Annotated in this window: 15 protein-coding genes and 1 pseudogene; 11 read left to right on the forward strand and 5 right to left on the reverse strand. The window is 62.5% G+C overall.

The genetic code is table 11. The features are described 5' to 3' along the window. Positions 1-102 precede the first annotated feature (102 nt). From E7T06_RS19245 to E7T06_RS19260, 4 genes are all read right to left on the reverse strand, one after another. Positions 103-726, reverse strand: coding sequence for a helix-turn-helix domain-containing protein (locus E7T06_RS19245; RefSeq protein WP_168733666.1), 624 nt, complete (start codon positions 724-726; stop codon positions 103-105). A 415-nt stretch (positions 727-1,141) separates the two neighbouring features. After that, positions 1,142-3,571: a DNA gyrase subunit A gene (gene gyrA, locus E7T06_RS19250; RefSeq protein WP_136367384.1), complete on the reverse strand. Its 2,430-nt coding sequence runs from the start codon at positions 3,569-3,571 to the stop codon at positions 1,142-1,144. 199 nt (positions 3,572-3,770) lie between these two features. Next, positions 3,771-5,099, reverse strand: a complete 1,329-nt coding sequence (locus E7T06_RS19255; RefSeq protein ID WP_136367385.1) for a hypothetical protein — start codon at positions 5,097-5,099, stop codon at positions 3,771-3,773. Positions 5,100-5,138: 39 nt separating this feature from the next. Then, the gene (locus E7T06_RS19260) at positions 5,139-6,533 is read right to left on the reverse strand and encodes an MDR family MFS transporter (RefSeq protein WP_136367386.1); all 1,395 of its coding nucleotides are present in this window, start codon (positions 6,531-6,533) and stop codon (positions 5,139-5,141) included. A 589-nt stretch (positions 6,534-7,122) separates the two neighbouring features. Between E7T06_RS19260 and fdhF the strand changes: the two genes are divergently transcribed. From fdhF to E7T06_RS19315, 11 genes and pseudogenes are all read left to right on the forward strand, one after another. Beyond that, positions 7,123-10,125 (forward strand): formate dehydrogenase subunit alpha, encoded by a 3,003-nt coding sequence (gene fdhF / locus E7T06_RS19265; protein ID WP_136367410.1) that lies wholly within the window; start codon positions 7,123-7,125, stop codon positions 10,123-10,125. 217 nt (positions 10,126-10,342) lie between these two features. After that, a complete protein-coding gene (locus E7T06_RS19270) occupies positions 10,343-10,822 on the forward strand; it encodes a DUF1641 domain-containing protein (RefSeq protein ID WP_136367387.1) in 480 nt (159 codons plus the stop codon). 5 nt (positions 10,823-10,827) lie between these two features. After that, on the forward strand, positions 10,828-11,643 hold the full coding sequence (locus tag E7T06_RS19275; RefSeq protein WP_136367388.1) for a formate dehydrogenase accessory sulfurtransferase FdhD: 816 nt from the start codon (positions 10,828-10,830) through the stop codon (positions 11,641-11,643). Then, a complete protein-coding gene (locus E7T06_RS19280; protein ID WP_136367389.1) occupies positions 11,640-12,035 on the forward strand; it encodes a hypothetical protein in 396 nt (131 codons plus the stop codon). The genes E7T06_RS19275 and E7T06_RS19280 overlap by 4 nt, the downstream gene beginning before the upstream one ends. A gap of 137 nt (positions 12,036-12,172) precedes the next feature. Beyond that, positions 12,173-12,943, forward strand: coding sequence for a shikimate dehydrogenase (locus E7T06_RS19285; protein WP_168733667.1), 771 nt, complete (start codon positions 12,173-12,175; stop codon positions 12,941-12,943). A gap of 318 nt (positions 12,944-13,261) precedes the next feature. Continuing rightward, positions 13,262-14,563 carry a glutamate-5-semialdehyde dehydrogenase gene (locus E7T06_RS19290; RefSeq protein ID WP_136367391.1) on the forward strand — a complete coding sequence of 434 codons (1,302 nt, stop codon included), beginning with the start codon at positions 13,262-13,264 and terminating at the stop codon, positions 14,561-14,563. A 304-nt stretch (positions 14,564-14,867) separates the two neighbouring features. After that, a complete protein-coding gene (locus E7T06_RS19295; RefSeq protein WP_136367392.1) occupies positions 14,868-15,869 on the forward strand; it encodes an MBL fold metallo-hydrolase in 1,002 nt (333 codons plus the stop codon). A gap of 233 nt (positions 15,870-16,102) precedes the next feature. Beyond that, positions 16,103-17,338 (forward strand): MFS transporter, encoded by a 1,236-nt coding sequence (locus E7T06_RS19300; RefSeq protein WP_136367393.1) that lies wholly within the window; start codon positions 16,103-16,105, stop codon positions 17,336-17,338. Between the two features lie 259 nt (positions 17,339-17,597). Further along, positions 17,598-18,029, forward strand: a pseudogene (locus E7T06_RS19305) (globin). A 95-nt stretch (positions 18,030-18,124) separates the two neighbouring features. Continuing rightward, positions 18,125-19,219: a bifunctional 3-deoxy-7-phosphoheptulonate synthase/chorismate mutase gene (locus E7T06_RS19310; protein ID WP_136367394.1), complete on the forward strand. Its 1,095-nt coding sequence runs from the start codon at positions 18,125-18,127 to the stop codon at positions 19,217-19,219. A 286-nt stretch (positions 19,220-19,505) separates the two neighbouring features. After that, entirely contained in the window at positions 19,506-20,441 is a 936-nt protein-coding gene (locus tag E7T06_RS19315; RefSeq protein WP_168733668.1) for an NAD(P)H-binding protein, read from the forward strand. Positions 20,442-20,463: 22 nt separating this feature from the next. On the opposite strand, the gene E7T06_RS19320 is transcribed toward E7T06_RS19315, so the two are convergent. Then, entirely contained in the window at positions 20,464-21,066 is a 603-nt protein-coding gene (locus E7T06_RS19320) for a 2'-5' RNA ligase family protein (RefSeq protein WP_136367411.1), read from the reverse strand. Between the last annotated feature and the right edge of the window lie 2 nt (positions 21,067-21,068).

Consider the following 21,068-nt stretch of genomic DNA (forward strand, 5'->3'; position numbering starts at 1 on the left):
CGCTCAACTTGAAGCAGATTGGGATAAGCTGATTTTGCCACCGTAGAAAAAAAACCGCCCCAGCACAAGGCCAGAGCGGTTTCGGAGAAGTAAGTTTTACGCTTACGCGGCGGCGATTTCTTGCAGTTGCTTCTCGTTGCGCAGCGTGATCTTGCCGTAGCCTGCGCTGATCACACCTTCGCGGCTGAGTTCGCCCACAACTTTGGTCACGGTTTCGCGCACGCTGCCCACTGCGGCGGCCAATTCATCGTGCGTGGCGTAGATCATGGTTTCGCCGCTGTCGAGCTTGGTGGCGAGGGCGGTGTCCTTCAGTTCCATCAGTTCCCCGGCGATGCGGGCACGCAGGCGCTTGCCGACAAGGCGGTAGATGCTTTCGTAGGCGCGTTCCAGCGTCCGGACAAGGTGAGTCGTGACGACCAGATTGTCCTCGGCGCTCATCAGGGCGGGGTTGATCACGTCCACGCTGCTGTCGGTCACGGCTTCGGCAAAGTAGGCGCGGTTCACTCCTGCGAGGGCTTCTTCGCCAAAGTATTCACCGGGCTTCACGTAACGCAGGGTCAGGCCGTTGCCATCGTCATCCATGGTGTGCACGCGGATCAAGCCGCTGGCCACGCGGTACAGCATGTCGCTCTTGCCGGGGTACAGAATGACGGCTCCGGGGCGGTAGGTCACGGTATCGACGAAGGTGCGGCTGTTGGTATTGGTCTTGTGGCTGGTCTGTGTCATGTGCGTCGCCTCCAGGCGGTGGATTCGGGGAAGAAGGACGCTGGGGCGAGGGCTTATGCAGCCTTCCCAACGTTGATCACAGTGTAACCTAAAATCACATTTTTGTAAACACTTTTGTTTCTTTAATCAGCATTTAGCTTACGAAGTCAGCCGAGTGTAGGGAAGAGATTTGGTGGCGTTCAGCACGCTTGTCGTCTCAAATTCTGTACAGAGCAGAAACTCATGGGGCGCTCAGTGTGCCGCTAGCCCTGTGGCGTTCCTACAAAGAAATAAGCAGATTGCGGCTGACCGGATTGTCACTAGTTTTAAGTCAAGCTTTAACGTTGTGTCAGAAAATGCCCATATCAGAGGAAGTACCTATTAGAAAACGCCGCGCCTGACCGCTGGGGCCGGGCACGGCGTTTAGGGAAAGGGCTTACAGCTCGTCTTCCTTACGAACCGGGAAGGCGCTGATCACGCGGTCTTTGTCACCGATGTTGATGACTTTCACGCCCTGCGCGTTGCGGCCTGTGGTTCGCACTTCTTCCACGCGAGTCCGGATCACGGTGCCTTTCTCGGTCAGTACCATCAGTTCTTCGTCGCCTGCCACGCGGGCCAGCGTCACCAGTTTGCCAGTGCGCTCGGTCACGTCCAGCGTAATCACGCCGAGGCCGCCGCGCCCTTTGCTGGGGTAGTCGCCCGCCGGGGTGCGCTTGCCCAATCCAAATTCGCTGATGCTGAGGAGTTCGCTGGTTTCGTCGCCGCCGGGAACGAGGGCCATGCTGACCACCACATCGTCGTCACGGAGGCGCATGCCGATCACGCCCTGTGTGGCGCGGCCCGTATCGCGGACTTCTGCGGCGTCGAAGCGCATGGCTTGTCCCTCGCGGCTCGCCAGAACAATATGGTCGCTCTCGCACACGATGCCCACGCCGATCAGGGCGTCACCGGGTTGCAGATTGATGGCAATCAGGCCCGCCGACGTGATGTTGCCGTAGTCGGTGATCTGGGTCTTCTTGACGATGCCCTTGCGGGTGGCGAACACGAAGCTTCCCTCTTCCTCGAAGCCCTTCACGCTCAGTACGCTGGCGATGTTTTCAGTCTCGCGCAGGCTGGGTAACAGGTTGCGAATGTGCGTACCTTTGGCGTCACGGCCCGCTTCCGGCAGGTCGTAAATCTTCTCGTGGAACACGCGGCCCTGATCGGTGAAGAATAAGAGGTAGTCGTGCGTGCTGCCCACGAAGACGCGGGTGTTGATGTCCTCGTCGCGCAGTTTGCCGCCGCTGGCCCCACGTCCACCACGCGCCTGAGCGCGGTAAGCGTCCATGTTGGTGCGCTTGAGGTATCCGGCGCGGGTCATGGTGATCACCATGTCTTCTACGGCAATCAGGTCTTCGCGGTTGATGTCCTCTTCCAACAGCACGATGGTGCTGCGCCGCTCGTCGCCGTAGCGGTCACGGATGTCGCGCAGTTCTTTCTTGATCTCGCGCCACAGTAGTTTCTCGTCACCCAAGATGGAACGCAAACGGGTAATGGTGACTTGCAACTCGTTGAATTCGTTGGTCAGTTTCTCGCGCTCCAGCCCCACGAGGCGTTGCAGGCGCATATCGAGAATGGACTGAGACTGCACTTCGGTCAGGCCAAAGCGGGCCATCAGCGCGTCGCGGGCCTCGGCTCCGGTGTTGCTGGCACGGATCAGTGCAATCACTTCGTCGATATGATCGAGCGCCTTGATCAGCCCTTCCAGCACGTGGGCGCGTTCCTCGGCCTTCTTGAGTTCGTAGGCCGTGCGGCGCGTCACCACGTCGCGGCGGTGAACGAGGAAGTAGCGCATGGTGTCGATCAGGGGCAGCACACGCGGCTCGCCGTTCACGATGCTGAGGTTGATGACCGTAAAGGTGCTTTGAAGCTGCGTGTACTTGTAAAGCTGGTTCAGCACCAGCGTAGGAATCGCGCCGCGCTTGAGTTCGATGACGATCCGGACGGGTTCCTTGCGGTCAGACTCGTCGCGCAGGGCGCTGATGTCGGGGATTTTCCCGGCCTTGTACATCGCGCTGATGGTTTGCAGCAGGTTGGTCTTGTTGAGCTGGTAGGGAATCTCGGAAATGATGATCTGCGAACGCCCGTTCTTCTCGTCGATACGGGCCTTGCCGCGCACTTTCAGGCCAGAGTGTCCGGTGGCGAAGGCTTCACGGATGCCCTGCAAGCTGATGCGCCCGCCGGTGGGGAAATCTGGCCCCTTGACGTGTTCCATCATCTCGTCCAGCGTGATCTGGGGGTTGTCGATCAGCGCCAGCAGGCCGTTACAAATCTCGGTCAGATTGTGCGGCGGAATGTTGGTCGCCATGCCCACGGCGATGCCCGACGCGCCGTTGACCAGCAGGTTAGGAATGGCAGACGGCAGCACGGTGGGTTCGGTGGTGGTCTCGTCGTAGTTGGGCTTGGTGTCTACGGTTTCTTTTTCCAAATCGGCCAGCAGTTCTTCGGCCACTTTGGTCATGCGGGCTTCGGTGTAACGCATGGCGGCGGCCATATCGCCGTCCATAGACCCGAAGTTGCCTTGAGGGTCAACCATCGGGTAGCGCATGTTCCACCACTGCCCCAACCGCACCATCGCGTCATAAATGCTGGAATCGCCGTGAGGGTGATACCGCTTCATGACCTCGCCCACCACGCTGGCCGACTTGGCGTGCTTGGTGTTCGACATCAGGCCTTCTTGCAGCATGGCGTACATGATTCGCCGCTGCACAGGCTTCAGGCCGTCGCGGACATCGGGCAGCGCCCGGTCTACGATCACGTTCATGGCGTAATTGATGAAATTGGTTTTGACTTCGGTGGTGATGTCAACGGGAAGAATTCCGGTCATGAGGCTCCAATCTGCGCCGCAGGGCGTCAGGCGGGTTGGCGGAAGTGTTGACCGCCAACCGGGGGGATGAGAAGCCCGGCAAACCCTGCCGGGAATGGAACGAGTCTATCACATTATGCTATGGGCGTAACGGCAGATGCTCCCTCAACTGCCCCTATTGTACCGCACAGGAGCAGGGAAAACAGGGTGCTGACCGCCCTCAGTTCCCAATCTTTACCTTGAAGCTGATCGTAGCTGTTCCGCCTGCTTTTACGTCTACGCGCCGTTCTACATTGTTCTGGCGGTTGGCGGGCAACACCTGTCCATCCACTACCACCAGACGGCCATATAACGTCTCGCGCAGTTGCACCCGCGTGGCTAGCGTTTTGGTGCTGGTCAGGGTGTAGGTGATTTGAGAAGTGGTGGATAGAATCCGGCCATCAGATGCTTTTTCTAGATTCAGTTGCTTCACGGTGCGGGCGAACCGGAGTTCTGGGTCAGTGCCGAGGTCTATGTCTACGGGTTTGCCGCCCTGCGTGGCCGCCAGTTGAACCGTGCCTACCAGCGCCCCACCGTCGCGCACCGACAGCGTGCCAGCGGGCAAGCTCGCACCATTCGGAGTGAATTTGTAGCGCCGACTGGTTTGGCCGGAACTGTTTTGCGGGCTGAAGTAGGTGCTGATGCTGTTGTAGCGCGTGAACGCCGTGATCTTAGTCTGTAAAAACGGCACGGTCAATGTTTCCCCGCGCCCCAGCGTCACGGCTCTGGCCAGTGCGTAGCGTTGCAGTCCGCGCAACTCACCGAGGCTGGAAATGGGGGAGGCGGTGCCAGCGTTGCCTGAATCGGGCATGGTAGGTAAGGGAAAGGCTCCAACAGTGTTTTGCGATGTCCCAGTCTGCCCACCTTCCACCACCGTCTGTACCGTTCCCGCAAACAAATCCACCCGCTGGCCCTCAAAGGTCTGATCGCCCCTATTGCGGAGTTCGGCCAGTGCCGCAAGGCTGGCCTGTGCGCCGCTGGCCGTCAGTTCGTAGCGCGGCTTCCAAGACAGGGCGGCGGTGCGGTAGCTGACCTCCGCTTTTTGCGTGCTGGTGGCTGCCGACTCGAAGCGGGCTGTGACGCCGCCGCCCAGCCAGCCGCGTGGAGGCAGGCCAGACAACCCCAGTTCGTTGGCCTGCACGTTCAGATAAGCCCCAGATTCCAGCCTTACCAGCAGGTCATCGGCCCGCATCAACGTGCCGGACAGTGGCGCTTGGCCTGCCCGCAGGACGGTCACAGGTTGGCCTTCCTGAGTGGTGAGCCAGTCAAGGTCTATGGGCCGGGTGTGCAGGCGCAGCAGCGACGTTCCCGTGAGGCTGAGGCTGCCCGGCTGCACCAAGTTCCATGCAGCGCGGCTAAACGCCAGTTCGTAGGCGGCAGTTTTGCCCCCGGTGTCAGTCAAATTGACCTGTTGGCGCACCTCGCCAAAGCTGGGGTAAATGCGGAGATCGGTGGCCGAGGCGCTGCCCAACAGCAGGGCGGCCAGCAAAAGGGCACGGAGAAGGGGCACAGCATCAGCCTTGCGTAAAGGGATGAGAAGAGCCGGAACTTACCCCTTTTGCCCCACTGTTCCCTGCCCGCTACCCGACAGCCGCACTCGCAGCATCAAGCTCAGGATCAGGCCCAACAGCACCAGTCCCAGCGCCAGTTCGTAGGCGCGGCGCAGACCTTCTGCCAACTCGAAGCCGCCCGCCGCAATCGCCGCTGGCCCGATGAGGAGGGCCATGACCGCCACGCCCAGCGCCCCGCCCATCTGCCGGGCAAACAGCACGCCGCTGGTCACTGCGCCCAGTTCTCCCTTCTGAGCGCCTTCCTGTGCGGCCAGCAGCAGGCTCAGCATGGCAAAGCCCATGCCCATGCCCACCGCGAAGCCCAGCGCCGACGTAACCCACAGCGGCGCGTGAACGGCGAAGATCAGGGCGGCAAACATAGCGACCAGCACGGCAAATCCGGTCTGGGTCATGCGGGCCAGCGGAATGCGGTTCAGCAGGCGGGCGGCCAAAATAGCGGTGAGTGTCCAGCCCACCAGCATCGGCGTGAGGATGGCCCCGGCAGCGGTGGCCCCGCCCCCCGTGACGCCCTGCGCGTACAGCGGCAGGTAGGCGATCACGCCAAAATACGCCGCCCCGCCCAAAAAATTGCCTGCAAAAGCGATACGCGGTAGCCGTTCTTTCAGCGCCCGCATCGGCAGCAGCGGGGCAGGGTGGCGACGTTCCAACAGGATGGCCGCCACCAAAATCAGCAGGCCCGCGCCCACCATCACCCACAAGCGGCTTTCCAGCCCCCATACGGTCAGGCCGCTGCCCAGCGTAAACAGGCCCGCGCCCAGCCAATCCAGTTGCGCGGGCTGGGGCGTGCCCGTTTCCTTCAGGTGCCGCCAAGCGATGTAGAGGGCTAGCATTCCAAACGGCAGGCTCACGAAAAATGTCCAGCGCCAAGACAAGGTATCGGTGAGCCAGCCGCCCAGCAGCGGCCCCGCCAGCCCCGACACGCCCCACACGCCGCTGATAAAGGCCTGCACGCGCCCGCGTTCGGCCAGCGCGTAGGTTTCACCAATAATCGTGAGCGTGAGGGGCAAGACCGCGCCAGCCCCCAGCCCTTGCAGGGCACGCGCCGCGATCAGCCAGCCCATGCTAGTTGCCATGCCGCACAGGGCGCTGCCCACCAAGAACACGATCACGCCTGCCAGATACAGCCGCCGTCGCCCCAGCACATCCGAGGCGCGGCCCCACAGTGGGCTAGACACTGTACTGGTCAGCAGGAATACGGCAAAAGGCAGGGCGTACCAGCGTTCGCCGCCCAAATCGGCAATGACGCTGGGCATGGCCGAGGCCACCACGCTGGCTTCGAGCGCGGCCAAAAAAACGCCCAGTACGAGGCCAGTGGTGGCAAGTCGGCGGGCATCTGGCCCCAGCTTAGGCGCAGAGGGAGGAGCGGCAGTCATGCGGGCCAGCCTACGCCCGCTGCAAGGGCGGAGAGGGTGGGGAAGCCTTCAGACGTTGGTCATGATGAACATTGGCTCTGGACTCTGGGAGATAGGAACGGCGTCTAAGGGTCAAGGGTTGAAGGGTCTAAGAAAAGCGTTCAACCCTTACTCACAATGGTTCGGGCAGTTTCTGAATTTTTCTGAGCGACGCTGATCAACAGAGTGTTCTGGCTCCTCCACCCTTGCGCGGGGGGCTGGGATTCGCAGAGCGCAAGGAGCAGAGGGGGGAACAGGCAAGGCGTCCTAGACGACGTTTTTCTGTGGCCTGCTTTTCTTCGGTAAAACTGTCCGAACCATTGAGTTGGAGTTTATGCCCTCGCCCTTTGCGGAACTCGAACAGTCGGCAAACAGTAGGGCCACCCGGCAACCGCCACCGCCCCAGCACCTTAGACCCTCAGACTTTTGACCCTTAGACTGCCGCGCTTAGACCACCCCGCCTATACTCTTGCCATTCAAAGCAGCACCAGCGAAGGGCGGAGGCAATGTGACGGAACAGAATCGAGGCCGAACCCAGCGGGGGCCACTGCGGGCCAATAACGGGCCGGAAGTGGCCGTGCAGATAGACGGCGTGGCGTTCGTGGGCCGCACCGGAGAACCCTTAATTGACGTGATCAACCGCGCTCAGATCGACTTGGCACAGGTCTGCTATCACCCGCAACTGGGGCCAATCCAGACTTGCGATACCTGCGCCGTGGAAATAAACGGGCAAGTAGGCCGCGCCTGCGGAACCCCCGTCACGGCGGGCCTGACCGTTCGTACCCAGACGCAGGCCGCCCGCATTGCCCAGCGCGACGCCTATGACCGGATCGTGTCTAACCACGATTTGTACTGCACCGTCTGCGACAATAGCAACGGCAACTGCACGGTACACAACACGCTGGGGCTGCTGGGCGTAGACCATCCCACACGGCCTTTTCAGCCCAAAGGCATCCCGCAAGACCACTCCAACGCCTTTTACCGCTATGACCCCGATCAGTGCATCCTGTGTGGCCGCTGCGTGGAAGCCTGCCAGAACGTACAGGTCAACGAAACCCTCAGCATCAACTGGGAAGCCGAGCAACCCCGCGTGCAGTGGGACGGCGGCAAACCGATTGGTGATTCAAGCTGCGTGAGTTGCGGCCACTGCATTACGGTGTGCCCCTGTAACGCGCTGATGGAAAAATCCATGCTGGGCGAGGCGGGCTTGCTGACGGCGCTGCCCAAACCCGTGTTCGAAGCGGCCATCGATCTGGTCAAGGGTATCGAGCATTCCAGCGGCCTGCAACTGATCATGAACGTGTCGGATGTGGAGGCGGAAACGCGGGCGGCGTCCATCCAGAAGACCAAAACCGTGTGTACCTACTGCGGCGTGGGCTGCTCCTTCGAGATTTGGACGAAAGACCGCCACATCCTGAAAGTGGAGCCGGGGCCGGGGCCAGCCAACGGCATTTCAACGTGTGTAAAGGGCAAATTTGGCTGGGAGTACGTGAACAGCGCAGACCGCCTGACCACGCCGCTGATCCGTGAAAATGGACGGTTTAGAGAAGCGACTTGGGACGAGGCCCTTGACCTGATCGCGTGGCGTTTGGGCGAAATTAAAGGGCAGCATGGGCCGGATGCTTTGGCGTTTATCGCGTCCAGCAAGGCCACAAACGAGGAAGCGTACTTGGTGCAGAAGTTTGCGCGGCAAGTCATCGGTACCAACAACGTGGACAATTGCTCGCGCTATTGCCAGTCGCCCGCCACGCAAGGGCTGATGCGGACGGTGGGCTACGGCGGCGACAGCGGCACTATTCACGACATAGAACACGCCGAATTAGTCATCACGGTGGGCAGCAACACCGCCGAAAGTCATCCGGTACTGGCTACCCGTGTGAAGCGGGCGCACAAGCTGGGGCGCACGCAATTAGTCGTTGTGGACATCCGCGAACACGAATTGGCTCGCCGCGCCGACAAGTTCCTGCGCCCTCGCCCCGGCACCGATTTTGTCTGGCTGTGTGCCCTCTCGCGCCTGATTCTGGACAACGGTTGGGCAGATGACGCCTTTTTGCGAGCCCGCGTGAACGGTCTGGAAGACTTCCGCGCCAGTGTGGACGCCTTTACGCTGGAGTATGCCGAGGCGGAAACCGGACTTCCGGCGGCAGAGATTGAGGCGCTGGCAAAGCAGATCGTGGCGGCGGGGCAGGATAAAACCAAGGGCGGTGTATGCATCCTCTGGGCGATGGGCGTGACCCAGCAGTGCGGCGGCAGCGAGACGAGCACGGCTATCAGCAACCTGCTCCTCATTACGGGCAATTACGGGCGCACCGGCACTGGCGCGTACCCGCTGCGTGGGCACAACAACGTGCAGGGCGCGTCCGACATGGGGGCCATGCCCGATCAGGTCAGCGGCTACCAAAAGGTGAGTGACCCCCTGACTGTGCAGGCCCACGAGCGCGAATGGGGCGTGCGGCTGCGGCCAGAGCGCGGGCTGGACAACACCCAGATGATTGACGCCGCCATAGCGGGCAACCTTAAGGCCCTGTGGCTGACCGGCGAGGAAATGAGCCTCACCGACGCCAATGCCAACCATTTGGAGAAGGGCTATGAGGCGCTGGACTTCATGGTGGTGCAAGACCTCTACTTCACCAATACCGCCCGTTACGCCGATGTGGTGCTGCCCGCCGCCTCTGCGCTGGAAAAAGAAGGGACGTTTACCAGCACCGAACGCCGGGTGCAGCGCCTTTATGAAGCCATGCCGCCGCTGAAGGGCACGCGCCCCGACTGGCAAATTTATACGGCGGTGGCGGAGCGCATGGGCTATAGCTGGGGCTACACGCATCCGTCCCAAATCATGGCCGAGATTGCCCGCGTCACGCCCATCATGGCGGGCGTGGGCTACGAGCGGCTGCAAGGGTTCGACTCGCTGTGTTGGCCTGTGGCCGAAGACGGCACCGATACGCCGCTGCTGTACGTTGACCGTTTCAACTTCCCCGATGGCAAGGCCCGGCTCTATCCGGCGCAGTATCAGCCGCGCCAGCACACGCCCGACGCCGAATTTGACCTGCACCTGAACTCCGGGCGCATGCTGGAGCATTTTCACGGGGGCAACATGACCTTCCGCGTGGCTGGGCTAGCGGCGAGCGTGCCCGATACCTTCGTGGAAATTAGCCCCGAACTGGCCGCCGAACGCCAGATCACGAACGGCCAATGGGTGCGTCTGATCAGTCCCAACGGCGCGGTGAAAGTGCAGGCCAACATCACCGGGCGGGTCAGCGGCCATGAGGTCTATGTGCCGATGAACGCCCGCCATGCCGAGGACGCCGTGAACCGCCTGACGGGCAATAACAGGGACACGGTGACCAATACGCCCGCCTACAAAGACACGGCGGTGAGGCTGGAAGTGCTGCCGGAAGGTGGCCCGAACCCGCTGCCGAAGGGCAATTCCCGCTACGGCCACCCCACGCCGCAAACTGGAGTAGAAGTGGAGCGCAAGTGGGCACGGCCTGATTATGTCTTTCCCGGCGGCCTCTTGCCGATGCTTGGGGATAGCTTGAACGCGAGGTCTGACCGGTTGGGCGGGGATGATTGAACGTACTTGTCCTCCCCTCAAGGGGGGGCGTTGCGCGAGCAACGGGGGGGTTTACACGCCGACGTTTCCGCCAAAACCCCCCAGTCTGCTGTGCAGCCAGCCCCCCTTAAAGGGGAGCACCAAAGCAGTTGTCCTCCCCTCTAAGGGGGGGCGTTGCACAGCAACGGGGGGGTTCACCCTCCAACTTTCCACCCTCTACACTCTCGGAGTTCCCCACATGGCAAAAGCCCTAGAATTCACCCCCCAGCCCCCCACTCCCCAACAACAACTTGACGCTTCGGTATCCGACTCTGCCGAAGCCCTAGCCGAGAGCCTGCGCCTGCTGCGCGAACTGCATGAACACGGCGTGCTGGACATACTGGTGCGGCTGGTGCGCGGTGGCGAGGGCCTGAGCGCCTCGGCCCTGAACCTGTTGGCGGGCGAGAGCAGCACCACGCTGATTAAGAACGTGGTGGAACTGGGCAAAACTGCCTCTGCCCTAAACCCCGACGAAGTGCGCGTGCTGGGGCAAGCCGTCAGCGCGGGCGTAAGCGAGGGAGCCAAATACGTAGCTCAGCATTCGGGTCACGGCCGGGGCCTCGGCCTGCCCGAACTGCTGGGCCTGCTGCGTGACCGCGATGTGCAACTGGCGCTGGGCGCGGTATTCGGCGTGCTGAAGGGAGCGGGCCGGGCCTTGCGCGAAGCCGGAGAGGAGTAGACCTGATGCCCGGTGTCGCGCTGACCCAGTGGCCTGCAACGGTCTATTCCGGCAGTGGGGCAGGGGAGAAGTCGGCAGGATTGATCTCAGACACGCTGGCCGTAGAGGAACCGCTAGAAGTGTGCCTGCACACGCCGTCTGGCCCGGTCACGCTGGGTATTCTGATGCGAACGCCCGGAGCCGACGCCGAACTGGTGTGCGGCTGGCTGTTGGCAGAAGGGCTGTGGCCGGAGACCGTGAAGCTGGAGCCTGACCCGGAGAATCCGAACGTGATGGGGCTGCACACGCCCGAGCATGAGCGGTTGGCGGCGGGGGCGCGGTTGGGCGTGTCGTCCAGCGCGTGCGGCGTGTGTGGCACGGGCAGCATAGAACGGCTGGCGGTGCGGGCGGCCCTGCCCACTTGGACGGGTGGCCCGCTCAGCGCCGCGTTTTTGGCCGGATTGCCGGAGAGGCTACAGGCGCTTCAGCCGGGATTTGCTGCGTCGGGTGGGCTACACGCGGCGGGCCTGTTCGGGCCGGATGGAGCGTGCCTCTGTGCCTACGAGGACATAGGCCGCCACAACGCCACCGATAAAGTGATCGGCTGGGCGCTGGAACGCGGATTATTGCCGCTCTCCGCCAGCATTCTGGTGGTCAGCAGCCGCGCCGGATTCGAGATCGTGCAGAAGGCGGTGATGGGAGGTGTGGCGGTGGTGGTCACGGTGGGTGCGGCTACCAGCCTTGCCGCCGAAACTGCCGCCACCTTCGGGCTTACTTTGTGCGGCTGGGCGCGGGCAGACCGCCTGACGGTGTATTCGGGGGCAGAGCGGGTGGGGCCATGAATCGGGCAGACTTGGCCGATGCGTTCGACTGGGACGGCTCATTGCTTAATCTCTGGAGCTTTGGCATGGACGCCGCCTCTTGGCTCAGTGCTCTGCACGCGCTAGACCGGGCCTTCCCCTGCGCTTTCCTGATCGGCGGCGAACCCGCCTCGCTGCCCGATCTGGCTGGGGTAGAACTCTTGGGAACGGGTGGGGAAGATGACCCTATAGCCGAGTTTCACGCCGATACGCCTTGTCCGGGCAGCGTTGTGCGGGACAGAACAGGGGCGCTGCAAGTGGTGTTTTTCCTCAACTTTGGCCTAGACCCGATGGAAGCCACCCTGCACCCGCTGGACGTGCCCGATGAAGTTGCTTTTGCCCGCCTGACACGCTTGCTGAAGATTCTGACCTAGGCCACAGGCCAAGACGTGTTTCTGTGTGCTGAGAGCGGTGAATTTGAATCCCGTTTGGTCTACGCGGTCTACCGTTTCGACTCTGGCTGGGCAGTGGCCTGACCCTTGAGCCAGTCTTCACGCTACACTTGGCCCCGATGCCTGCCCATGCCGACGCCCCGCCCCTTGCCCTGATCGGTGTGCCTGCGGGGGCTGCCCGCGCCTTTCGTGAACTGGGAATTGTGGCGGTGGGCGTGCCCGATACAGATTTGAAGGCCGTGCTGGACGCCTGCCATACCTTGCGGTTTTGCGGGGCATTGGTTGGCCCCTCTCATGAAGAAGCCGTGCTGGGTGCCGTTACCCCTGACGCCGACGCCCGGCGGGTGGGGCGCGTAGACGCTGTGTCGTTCACAGGCGGCTTTGGCACAGGCGGCAGTCACGGCGCGTATGCCCAAACTGGGGCGCTGATAGACGCGCTGGAAGCCACCGGTTACGCGGCACGCGGGGCAAGTGCGGTGCTGCTGGGCAACGGGGCCGACGATTTGGCCCGCGCTCTGCCCCTATCGCGGCTCGGCTTTACCGATGTGGGCGTGGTGGCCGACAGCGCCCCAGACGCCGAACGCGCCGCCCGCGACTTGCCCGCTGGAGTGCGGAGCTTTGCCATGAGCCGCCGCGACCCGTCTGTGCAAACCCTGACCGAACGCGCCGACCTGATCGTGCTGACGGGTGGCAGTCTGCCTACTGGACTGGTGCAGCCGTATCACACCGTCATTGACCTGACGGGCCGCGCCCAAATTACGTCTACCGGAGCCACCAGCCTGAATCTGTCGTCGCTGCCTGCTCGCCGTCTGGTGCGGCAACTCGTGCACGCCACAGGCCACCGCTTTCACTTGGAAGAATTGGAGCCGTTGGTGCGGGTGCTGGGGTGAGGTTGGGGCGTGGGATGTGGGTCGTCGGCAGTGGGGAAGGCGTCTAAGGGTCTAGGGTCTGAGGGGCTAAAAAGGGCAATCGCTGACGCTCATTCACCCCCTCCCCGGCCCTCCCCCCTCAAGGTGGAGGGAGCTAAACACAGCTTTTCGCTCTAGCCTTTTGCCCTCCCCACTCGCGGGAGAGGGGCGCTGCGCCGCAGCGGGGTGGCTCGCAGATCTGCGAAGCAGAGGGGGCAATTCAGCGACGCCCCCGCCCCACCTCCTTAGACCCTAGACCTTTAGACTCTTAGACCGCCCCCACCCTGTTACGCTACCCCCATGACGGCGGTAGAGGCAGCGGGCAACACAGCAAACACATCGGTACACAGCATGGGCGTGCGGGCGCGGGCCGCTGGGCGGGTGCTGCGTTCTCTGCCCACCGCGCAGAAGGTGGCTGCACTGCACGCCATCGCCGCCGAGTTGCGGGCGCGGCAAGGGGACATTCTGGCCGCCAACGCGCAGGATATCGCCGCTGCACAGGCCGCCGAGTTGCCTGCCCACATGGTAGACCGCCTGAGGCTCTCTGCCGCCTCGCTGGAAGCCATCGCCGCCGATGTGGAAGCGGTGGCCGCCCTGCCCGATCCGGTGGGCGAAACCACCGCCGAAGAAGTGCAACCCAGCGGCATTCGTGTCTCTAGGCGGCGCGTGCCATTGGGCGTACTGGGCGTGATTTACGAGAGTCGCCCTAACGTGACCGTAGACGTGGCGGCGCTGGCCCTGATGAGCGGCAACGCCGTGATTCTGCGCGGCGGCAAGGAAACCGTGTTCAGTAACGCGGCGCTGGAAGAGGCCATTCACGCCGCTCTGCACGCCCAGAACCTTCCCGCCGACGTCGTGCAGGTGATCCATGACCCGGCCCGCGAGCGGATGCGGGAACTGTTGCGGCTCGATACGTTGGTGGACGCTATTATTCCACGTGGTGGTGCGGGGCTGCACCGCTACTGTGTGGAAAACGCCACCGTGCCCGTGATCGTGGGCGGCATCGGCGTGGTGCATGTGTATCTGGACGGCACTTTTGCTCAAAATCCGGCAGATGTGGCGTTGGCTGTGCAGATTATTCGCAACGCCAAAGTGCAAAAGCCGAGTGCCTGCAACGCGCTCGATACTTTGCTGGTGGCCCGCGCCGCGCTGCCTGCTCTGCCCGCCATCGCCCAAAACCTTGTCTCGCACGGCGTAGACCTGCGGGCCGATGCCGAAGCGTTGGCCGCCCTCAGTACCGCTGGCGTGCAGGCCCACCTTGCCACCGACGCCGACTACGGCACCGAGTTTTTGGCCCTCACCGCCAGCATTCGGGTCGTAGAGGGCTTGGATGAAGCGCTAGATTTTATCGCCCTGCACGGCAACCACACTGATGTGATCCTCACCCGTGACCCCGCGCAGGCCGATCGCTTTGTGCAGGACGTAGACAGCGCCGCCGTGGTGGTGAACGCCAGCCCCCGCTTCAACGACGGCGGGCAACTGGGGTTGGGCGCAGAAGTAGCGATCAGCACGCAAAAACTGCACGCGCGGGGGCCGATGGGTCTGCGAGAACTGACCACCACCAAATGGGTTGTGCGCGGCGAAGGCCAAAGCCGCAGCTAAAGAGCGGTTGAGTAGTGTGTTAGAGGATGTGGGGAAGCCGCGCTGGACGCTGAAACAAGGCTTCGGTCAGCAGCAGAAATGGCCGGGGCGCTGAACGCAAGGAGTGTGCCCGTCTGTGACCACACTTGTTTCTAAACTTCCGCCAAATGTTCAGCGTATGCCTGAATACTTTTGCTTCTGAATTTATCGTTCAACGTTGAAAGGTAAGTTCACTTCAATCCGGGTAATGCGCTGTCTGTTGCATTCATCCGGCCCAAACCGAATCTCGCTGCTGTCCTTTCCTCATTCGCCGGAGGTTTTCCCCATGTCTGACGATCAAATCATCTTGCCTGCCGCTGCCCTAGATCGCCGCCGCGCCCTGCAACTCTTGGGCCTGACTGGAGTGGTGGCCGCCGCCTCACCGCTGGCCTTGGCCCAAACCACCACGCCCGCTTCCCCGGCCACGCCCGCTGCGCCTGCCGCCCCCACTGGCCCCCTCAACGGCAACGGCTTTTACCGCCAAAAAATCGGAGATATGACCGTCACCGTACTCAGCGACGGTACGGCTCCGCTGGCTGCCTTGCTGCCCACTTGGGGAGCGAATCCTGACCGTCAGGCCGAGTTTGCCGCGACGCTGGCCGAGTACCATGTGGCCCCCACCAACACGGTCAACCACTTCAATCCCACCATCATCGAAACGGGCCGGAACCGCGTGTTGATCGATACCGGGCGCGGCGGTACGGCAGGCCAAACGCTGGCGAATATCCGGCGGGCGGGCATCGACCCGGCCACTATCGACACCGTGTTCATTACGCACGGGCACGGCGACCATATCGGCGGCCTGACTACGGCGGGGCAGCCCACGTTTCCGCAGGCACGGCATGTCATGGGCGCAGCAGAATTCCAGTTCTGGACGACTCAGGCCACGCCCAACGCCTCGGTGCAGGTCAACCTGATCGGCCTCAAAGACCGCTTCACGCTGATTCAGCCGGGAGCCGAAATCGTGCCCGGCCTGACCGCGATTCTCAGCCCCGGCCATACCCTCAACCACCTCAGCGTGCGTGCAGTCAGCGGCAACGCGGGACTGATGGTCTTCGGGGACGCTGCCGGACACTTCCTGCTGAGCCTGAAGCACCGGGGCGCATATGTGGGCTTCGACACCGACGGCGCATTGGCCGCCCGTACCCGTCAGCGCCTGTTCGATGAAGTGACCACCGAAGGGCTGTGGGTCACGGGGTACCACTTCCCGTTTCACGCGCTGGGCCACATTCGCCGCATGATCGGCGGGGCTTACGAGTACGAACCCACGGTGTGGAACTGGAGCTAAGGCTCTCGCCCCCATTTTCCAAATCCCCGGTTTCAAAGGCTCTGGCATATGCTGGGGCCTTTTTGCTGTTGGCCTTTATTCGGATGTACCCTGAACCTATGTCCTTCCCACCTTGGTGACCAGACTGCCCCGGCCCTCTGAACCGGGCCACTTTTACCGGGCTTTCCCCGCCGCATTTGGCACACCTGCTGCGTCCAGCGTGTTCGCCTCTTGCCCAAAAGGAACGGCCCTCTGTGAAATTACGTCCTGTGAACGTCCGCGTCTTATCTCTGCGCCGCCTCCTGCCTCCCACCCTTTTGTTGTTGGCTGCCCTTGCCGCCGAACTGGTAGACGAGCTCGTAGACGGTGCGACGGGTGCGGCTTGGCCGTCGTTGCGCTCCGATCTGGCGCTGAATTATGTGCAAGTCGGCTTGCTGCTGGGCAGTCCCGCCGTATTCGGCAACCTGCTGGAGCCGGTGCTGGGCTTTTTGTCGGATGCAGGCTATAGGCGACATCTGATTTTGGGCGGTGGCGTGTGCTTCGCGGCGGCGCTCGTGCTGATCGCCACTGCTGGCGGGTTTTGGCCGCTACTCTTGGCGCTGCTGTTGTTCTATCCGGCATCGGGCGCGTTTGTCAGCCTGACCCAAGCCGCCCTGATGGACGCCGACCCTGCCCGCCACGAGCAAAACATGGCGCGGTGGGCGCTGGCCGGATCGGTGGGCAACCTCGGCGGCCCGTTGCTGGTGGCCTTATCGGTGGCGCTGGGTGGGGGCTGGCGTCCGGTGTTCGCTGGGTTGGCAGGGCTGGCGCTCGTCGCTTGGGGGCTGCTGTGGTCTGTGCGCGTGCAACTTGATCCCGTGATGCAGTTCCCTCCAGAAGCAACCAGACAACCCCTGTCGGCTACCTTCCGGGCAGGGTGGCAAGGCTTACGCGCCGCCCTGAGCCGGGGCCAGATTCGGCTGTCTTTGCTGCTGCTGGAATGCGCCGACCTGATGCTGGACGTGTTCCGGGGCTTCGTGGCTCTGTACTTTGTAGACGCCGCCGGAGCTAGCGCCGCGCAAGCAGGCTTGGCCGTCATTGTCCTGACTGGCGTGGGCTTGCTGGGTGACGCGCTGATCGTGCCTGTGCTAGAGCGGGTATCGGGCGTGGCCTACGTGCGCCTGAGTGCGGTGGGCGTGGCTTTAGCGTTTGCCGCCTTCTTATTGTTTCCGCAGTTGGGCGTCAAATTGGCCCTGTTGGGCGTGCTGGGTCTGCTCACTTCGGGCTGGTACGCCGTGTTGCAGGCCCGCCTGTATACGCTGTTGCCTGCCCAAAGTGGCACGGTCATGGCGTTGGGGTCGGTGTCGGCGGTGTTGGCAGGCTTGATTCCCATTGTGCTGGGTTCGCTGGCCCAGCGGTTCGGCGTGCAGGCGGCGCTGTGGGCCTTGCTGCTGGGGCCACTGGCGCTGGTGCTGGGGCTGCCGCGTGTGGCGCTCAGGCGGAATTATTGATTCTTGCCGAGCTTGGCAACACCTTGAAGGCCGACCTGCCTAAAACTCCCTCACTGGGAGAGCAGTATTCCTTATTCCTTGCCCTCCCCTTGAGGGGGGCGTTGCGTCAGCAACGGGGGGGTTGAGAAGCTCCGAAGCAGAGGGGGCCACCCAGCAGCGATTCCGCCCCAACACCTTAGACCCTAGACCCCTAGACACGGCCACCCTGAGACACGGCCACTCTTAAACCTAGTTCCCCCCACCGCGCTACCCTGCCCGCATGACCGTCATTCCCCCCACCCTACAACTCACGCCCGGAGGCACGTTGTACGACCGGATCGGGCCGGAAGCGTTGGCCGAACTTGTCACGCGCTTTTATGGTCTGGTGGCCCAACACCCCGATTTGGCTCCCATTTTTCCCGCCGACCTGACCGAAACTGCCGAAAAGCAACTGGCACTCCTGACCGGGTTTTTGGGTGGCCCACCGCTGTACCACGAACGCTACGGGCATCCCCGCTTGCGGGCGCGGCATTTGCCACACGCCATTACCCCCACACGGGGGCGGGCGTGACTGGCCTGCATGAACGCGGCGCTCCGGGCCACCCCCCGGATTTCCGAGGCCGACGCGCATGAGTTTTACGCGGCCCTGACGCGGGTGGCGGCGCATATGGTCAATACGCCAGACCCCAGCCAGCCTCCTTCTCCGGTGTGAGATAAACGTCTTTTACGCCGTTGTTCTGGACAACTCTTTTCAATTGACTAGCACGGCCCGCGTTCTAGGGTGCGGGAGTTTCCTACACTGACGTCATGACCCAACCGCACCGCAGTATCGACGACCTCCGCGCCGAGGTCGATCAGATCAACCGTGACCTTTTGGTGTTGCTGTCTAAACGCGGCGAAGCAGTGGCCCAGATCGGCCATGCCAAGACCCTCGAAGGCCGCCCACACCACTACGACCCCGCCCGTGAAGACAAGCAGCTCAAGGAAATGGAGGCGCTGAACCCCGGCCCCTTCACCGGAGCCGCCGTGAAAGCCATCTTCAAAGAAATCTTCAAGGCCAGCCTTGACCTCGAAGAAAGCAACGACAAGAAGCAACTCTTGGTGTCGCGCAAGGTAAAAGTCGACGACACTGTACTGGACATCGACGGCGTGCAGATCGGCGGGAGTGCGCCCCCCACCATCATCGCTGGCCCCTGCTCTATCGAATCCGAAGAACAGATGGATCAGACCGCCGCGTACTTGGCGGGCAAAGGCGTGAAAATCCTGCGCGGCGGCGCGTACAAGCCCCGCACCAGCCCTTACGGCTTTCAGGGCATGGGCGTAGACGGCCTGATCATCGGGGGCCGCGCTGCCCGCGACAACGGCATGCTGTTTATTACCGAAGTGATGGACACCCGCGACGTAGAAGTGGTGGCCGAACACGCCGACATTTTGCAAGTGGGCGCACGCAACATGCACAACTTTGCCCTGCTGCGCGAAGTGGGCCGTTCTCGCCGTCCCGTGCTGCTCAAGCGCGGCCTGAGCGCCACCATCGAAGAATGGCTCTACGCCGCCGAATACATCCTGTCGGAAGGCAACAACGAGGTCATTTTGTGCGAGCGCGGCATTCGTACCTTCGAAAAGTGGACGCGCAACACCCTCGATTTGTCGGCAGTGGCGCTTGCCAAGCAGGAAACCCACTTGCCCGTGATCGTAGACGTGACCCACGCTGCGGGCCGCCGCGACCTGCTGATTCCTTTGGCTAAAGCTGCATTGGCTGTCGGCGCAGACGGCATTCACATCGAAGTTCACCCCAGCCCCGCGACGGCCCTCAGCGACAACGAGCAGCAACTCGATTTCGCCGGATTCGACACCTTTATGGACGCGTTGGCCGGAATGCTGAAGCTGCCAGTAAGTGTGTAAGAGCAGTCAGAAGTAGCCCAAAAAACTAAATTGTGGATCGGAAATCGTGGCTTGAGTGGGTGCCACGATTTTTGATCCATGTTCGTTATTGTCGGCAGTAGAAACAAGAGACTCCAGCCCTCGCTGTTGCCCTTCCTGAGACCCTAGACCCTTAGACAATCCTACCCACGATCTCCAATCCACGCTTGTTGCCGTTTGGGGCATCAAGTGCTGATGTAGTGAGCCGCCTGTGAAACAGTGAGACGGAATGCGAGAAGCATTTGTAACACAGCTTCGAGGAGAAACAGTGACACAGGGCAGCAGCACCATTCTTGTGATCGGGGCATCTGGGTTTTTGGGGCGGCAGGTCGTCAAAACACTTCTGGCACAGGGTCACACGGTTCGCTGTTTGGCCCGTGACCCGGCCCGCGTTCAGGATTTGGCCGCCGCCGGGTGCGAGGTGGTTACGGGCGATATGCTGAACGCCGTATCCATCCAACGTGCGCTGCAAGGAGTTCGGGCAGTGTATATATCTGTGCATACGCTATCGCCTCAAGGGGCGAACTTGGCAGGCCAAGCCTTCATGGACGTCGAAAAGACTGGTCTGGAGAACATCGTGGCGGCCTGCGCTCTGCACGGGGTAAGCCGCCTGATCTACGTCACGTCTATCGGCACCGCGCCCGACGCACCGAGCCAGTGGTTGCGGGGGCGCTGGAAAACAGAGCAGTTCCTCCTCAACAGCGGCCTAGACGTGACCATCATCAGACCGGGCATGATCGTCGGGCGCGGCGGAACGGGGTTTGATGCGGTGCTGGCCGGGGCCAACAGACCTGTCGCCTTCGGCCTCGGCAGCGGCCAGCAAAAAATGAGGACGGTGGCGGTAGACGACTTGGCCCACTCCCTCGTTGGCGTGCTGAACGATCCCCGCGCCTTCGGTCAGGCCTATGATGTCGGCTCCGATGACGTGTTGACGATGGATCAGATGATCGACGGGGCGGCGGCGGGGCTAGGGCGGCGTCCACCCATCAAAATCCATTTTCCGGCGGCCCTCCTCAGACTCTTTGCGCCGTTGATCGAGCGGGCGGGCAAGCTGCCGCGTGGAGCCTTTCAGGGCTTGGTAGACAGCTTGGCTGCCGATATGAGCGGTGATCCTTTGCCAATTCGGGCACTGGTCACCCGCCCGTTTCAGTCGTACAAGCAGGCCGTTGGGCGCGTGCTGGCCGAAGCAAAAGCTCCTCGCTAGACGCATCTGTCCTTCCCGCTCCCTATACCCCAGCACCCTCACCCAGCGGAAAGGTATGCAGCTCCTGCACTTCTCCGCGCATTTCCCGCGTCAGACTCAGGGCCGTGACCGTAAAGTGCGTCAGGGGCGGCGTGAGGCGGCGGACTTCTTCCCACAGGTGCGCTTCGGCCCAAGGCAAAATGCCCAACGCCAACGTCAGGTGCGGCATATAGGCGTCGCCGTCGTAGGGAGCCTGAGAGCTGGGCACGGCCCCGAGGGCGCGGCGGTGCAGGGCCAGCAGTTCGGGCGCACGCTCGCATTCCAGCATCAGGGCGTTGGGAAGCTGTTTCCAGCCCAGAATCTTGACTTCAAAGGGCGGGGTTTCGGCCAGTAGGTGCCGGAAAGCGCCCACCAGATCGCGGCTGCCCAGCGGTGTGCGGAACGGGGCACGCAGATTCAGGTGCGGCAGGCCAAACGCCCGCACATTCAGGCGCTCCTGCGTGCGGCGCAACCAGCCGTCCAGTTCGGCGGGGGGCCACGCCACCAAACTGTGAAGCGGCGGCAACATCTGCGCCGTGCCAGTCGGGGTTTCGTTGGCGGGCAGATGGGCCACACCCGGCACACTGGTGGGCGGCGACGGCGGCATGG

The sequence above is a fragment of the Deinococcus sp. Arct2-2 genome (assembly GCF_004801315.1).
Classification (GTDB): Bacteria; Deinococcota; Deinococci; order Deinococcales; family Deinococcaceae; genus Deinococcus.

Bases quoted from the DNA above. Each gene is read 5' to 3' on its own strand.
- E7T06_RS19245 (WP_168733666.1), bottom strand. From the start codon at position 726: ATGACACAGACCAGCCACAAGACCAATACCAACAGCCGCACCTTCGTC.
- gyrA (WP_136367384.1), bottom strand. From the start codon at position 3,571: ATGACCGGAATTCTTCCCGTTGACATCACCACCGAAGTCAAAACCAAT.
- E7T06_RS19260 (WP_136367386.1), bottom strand. From the start codon at position 6,533: ATGACTGCCGCTCCTCCCTCTGCGCCTAAGCTGGGGCCAGATGCCCGC.
- E7T06_RS19270 (WP_136367387.1), top strand. From the start codon at position 10,343: ATGGCAAAAGCCCTAGAATTCACCCCCCAGCCCCCCACTCCCCAACAA.
- E7T06_RS19275 (WP_136367388.1), top strand. From the start codon at position 10,828: ATGCCCGGTGTCGCGCTGACCCAGTGGCCTGCAACGGTCTATTCCGGC.
- E7T06_RS19280 (WP_136367389.1), top strand. From the start codon at position 11,640: ATGAATCGGGCAGACTTGGCCGATGCGTTCGACTGGGACGGCTCATTG.
- E7T06_RS19285 (WP_168733667.1), top strand. From the start codon at position 12,173: ATGCCTGCCCATGCCGACGCCCCGCCCCTTGCCCTGATCGGTGTGCCT.
- E7T06_RS19290 (WP_136367391.1), top strand. From the start codon at position 13,262: ATGACGGCGGTAGAGGCAGCGGGCAACACAGCAAACACATCGGTACAC.
- E7T06_RS19295 (WP_136367392.1), top strand. From the start codon at position 14,868: ATGTCTGACGATCAAATCATCTTGCCTGCCGCTGCCCTAGATCGCCGC.
- E7T06_RS19310 (WP_136367394.1), top strand. From the start codon at position 18,125: ATGACCCAACCGCACCGCAGTATCGACGACCTCCGCGCCGAGGTCGAT.
- E7T06_RS19320 (WP_136367411.1), bottom strand. From the start codon at position 21,066: ATGCCGCCGTCGCCGCCCACCAGTGTGCCGGGTGTGGCCCATCTGCCC.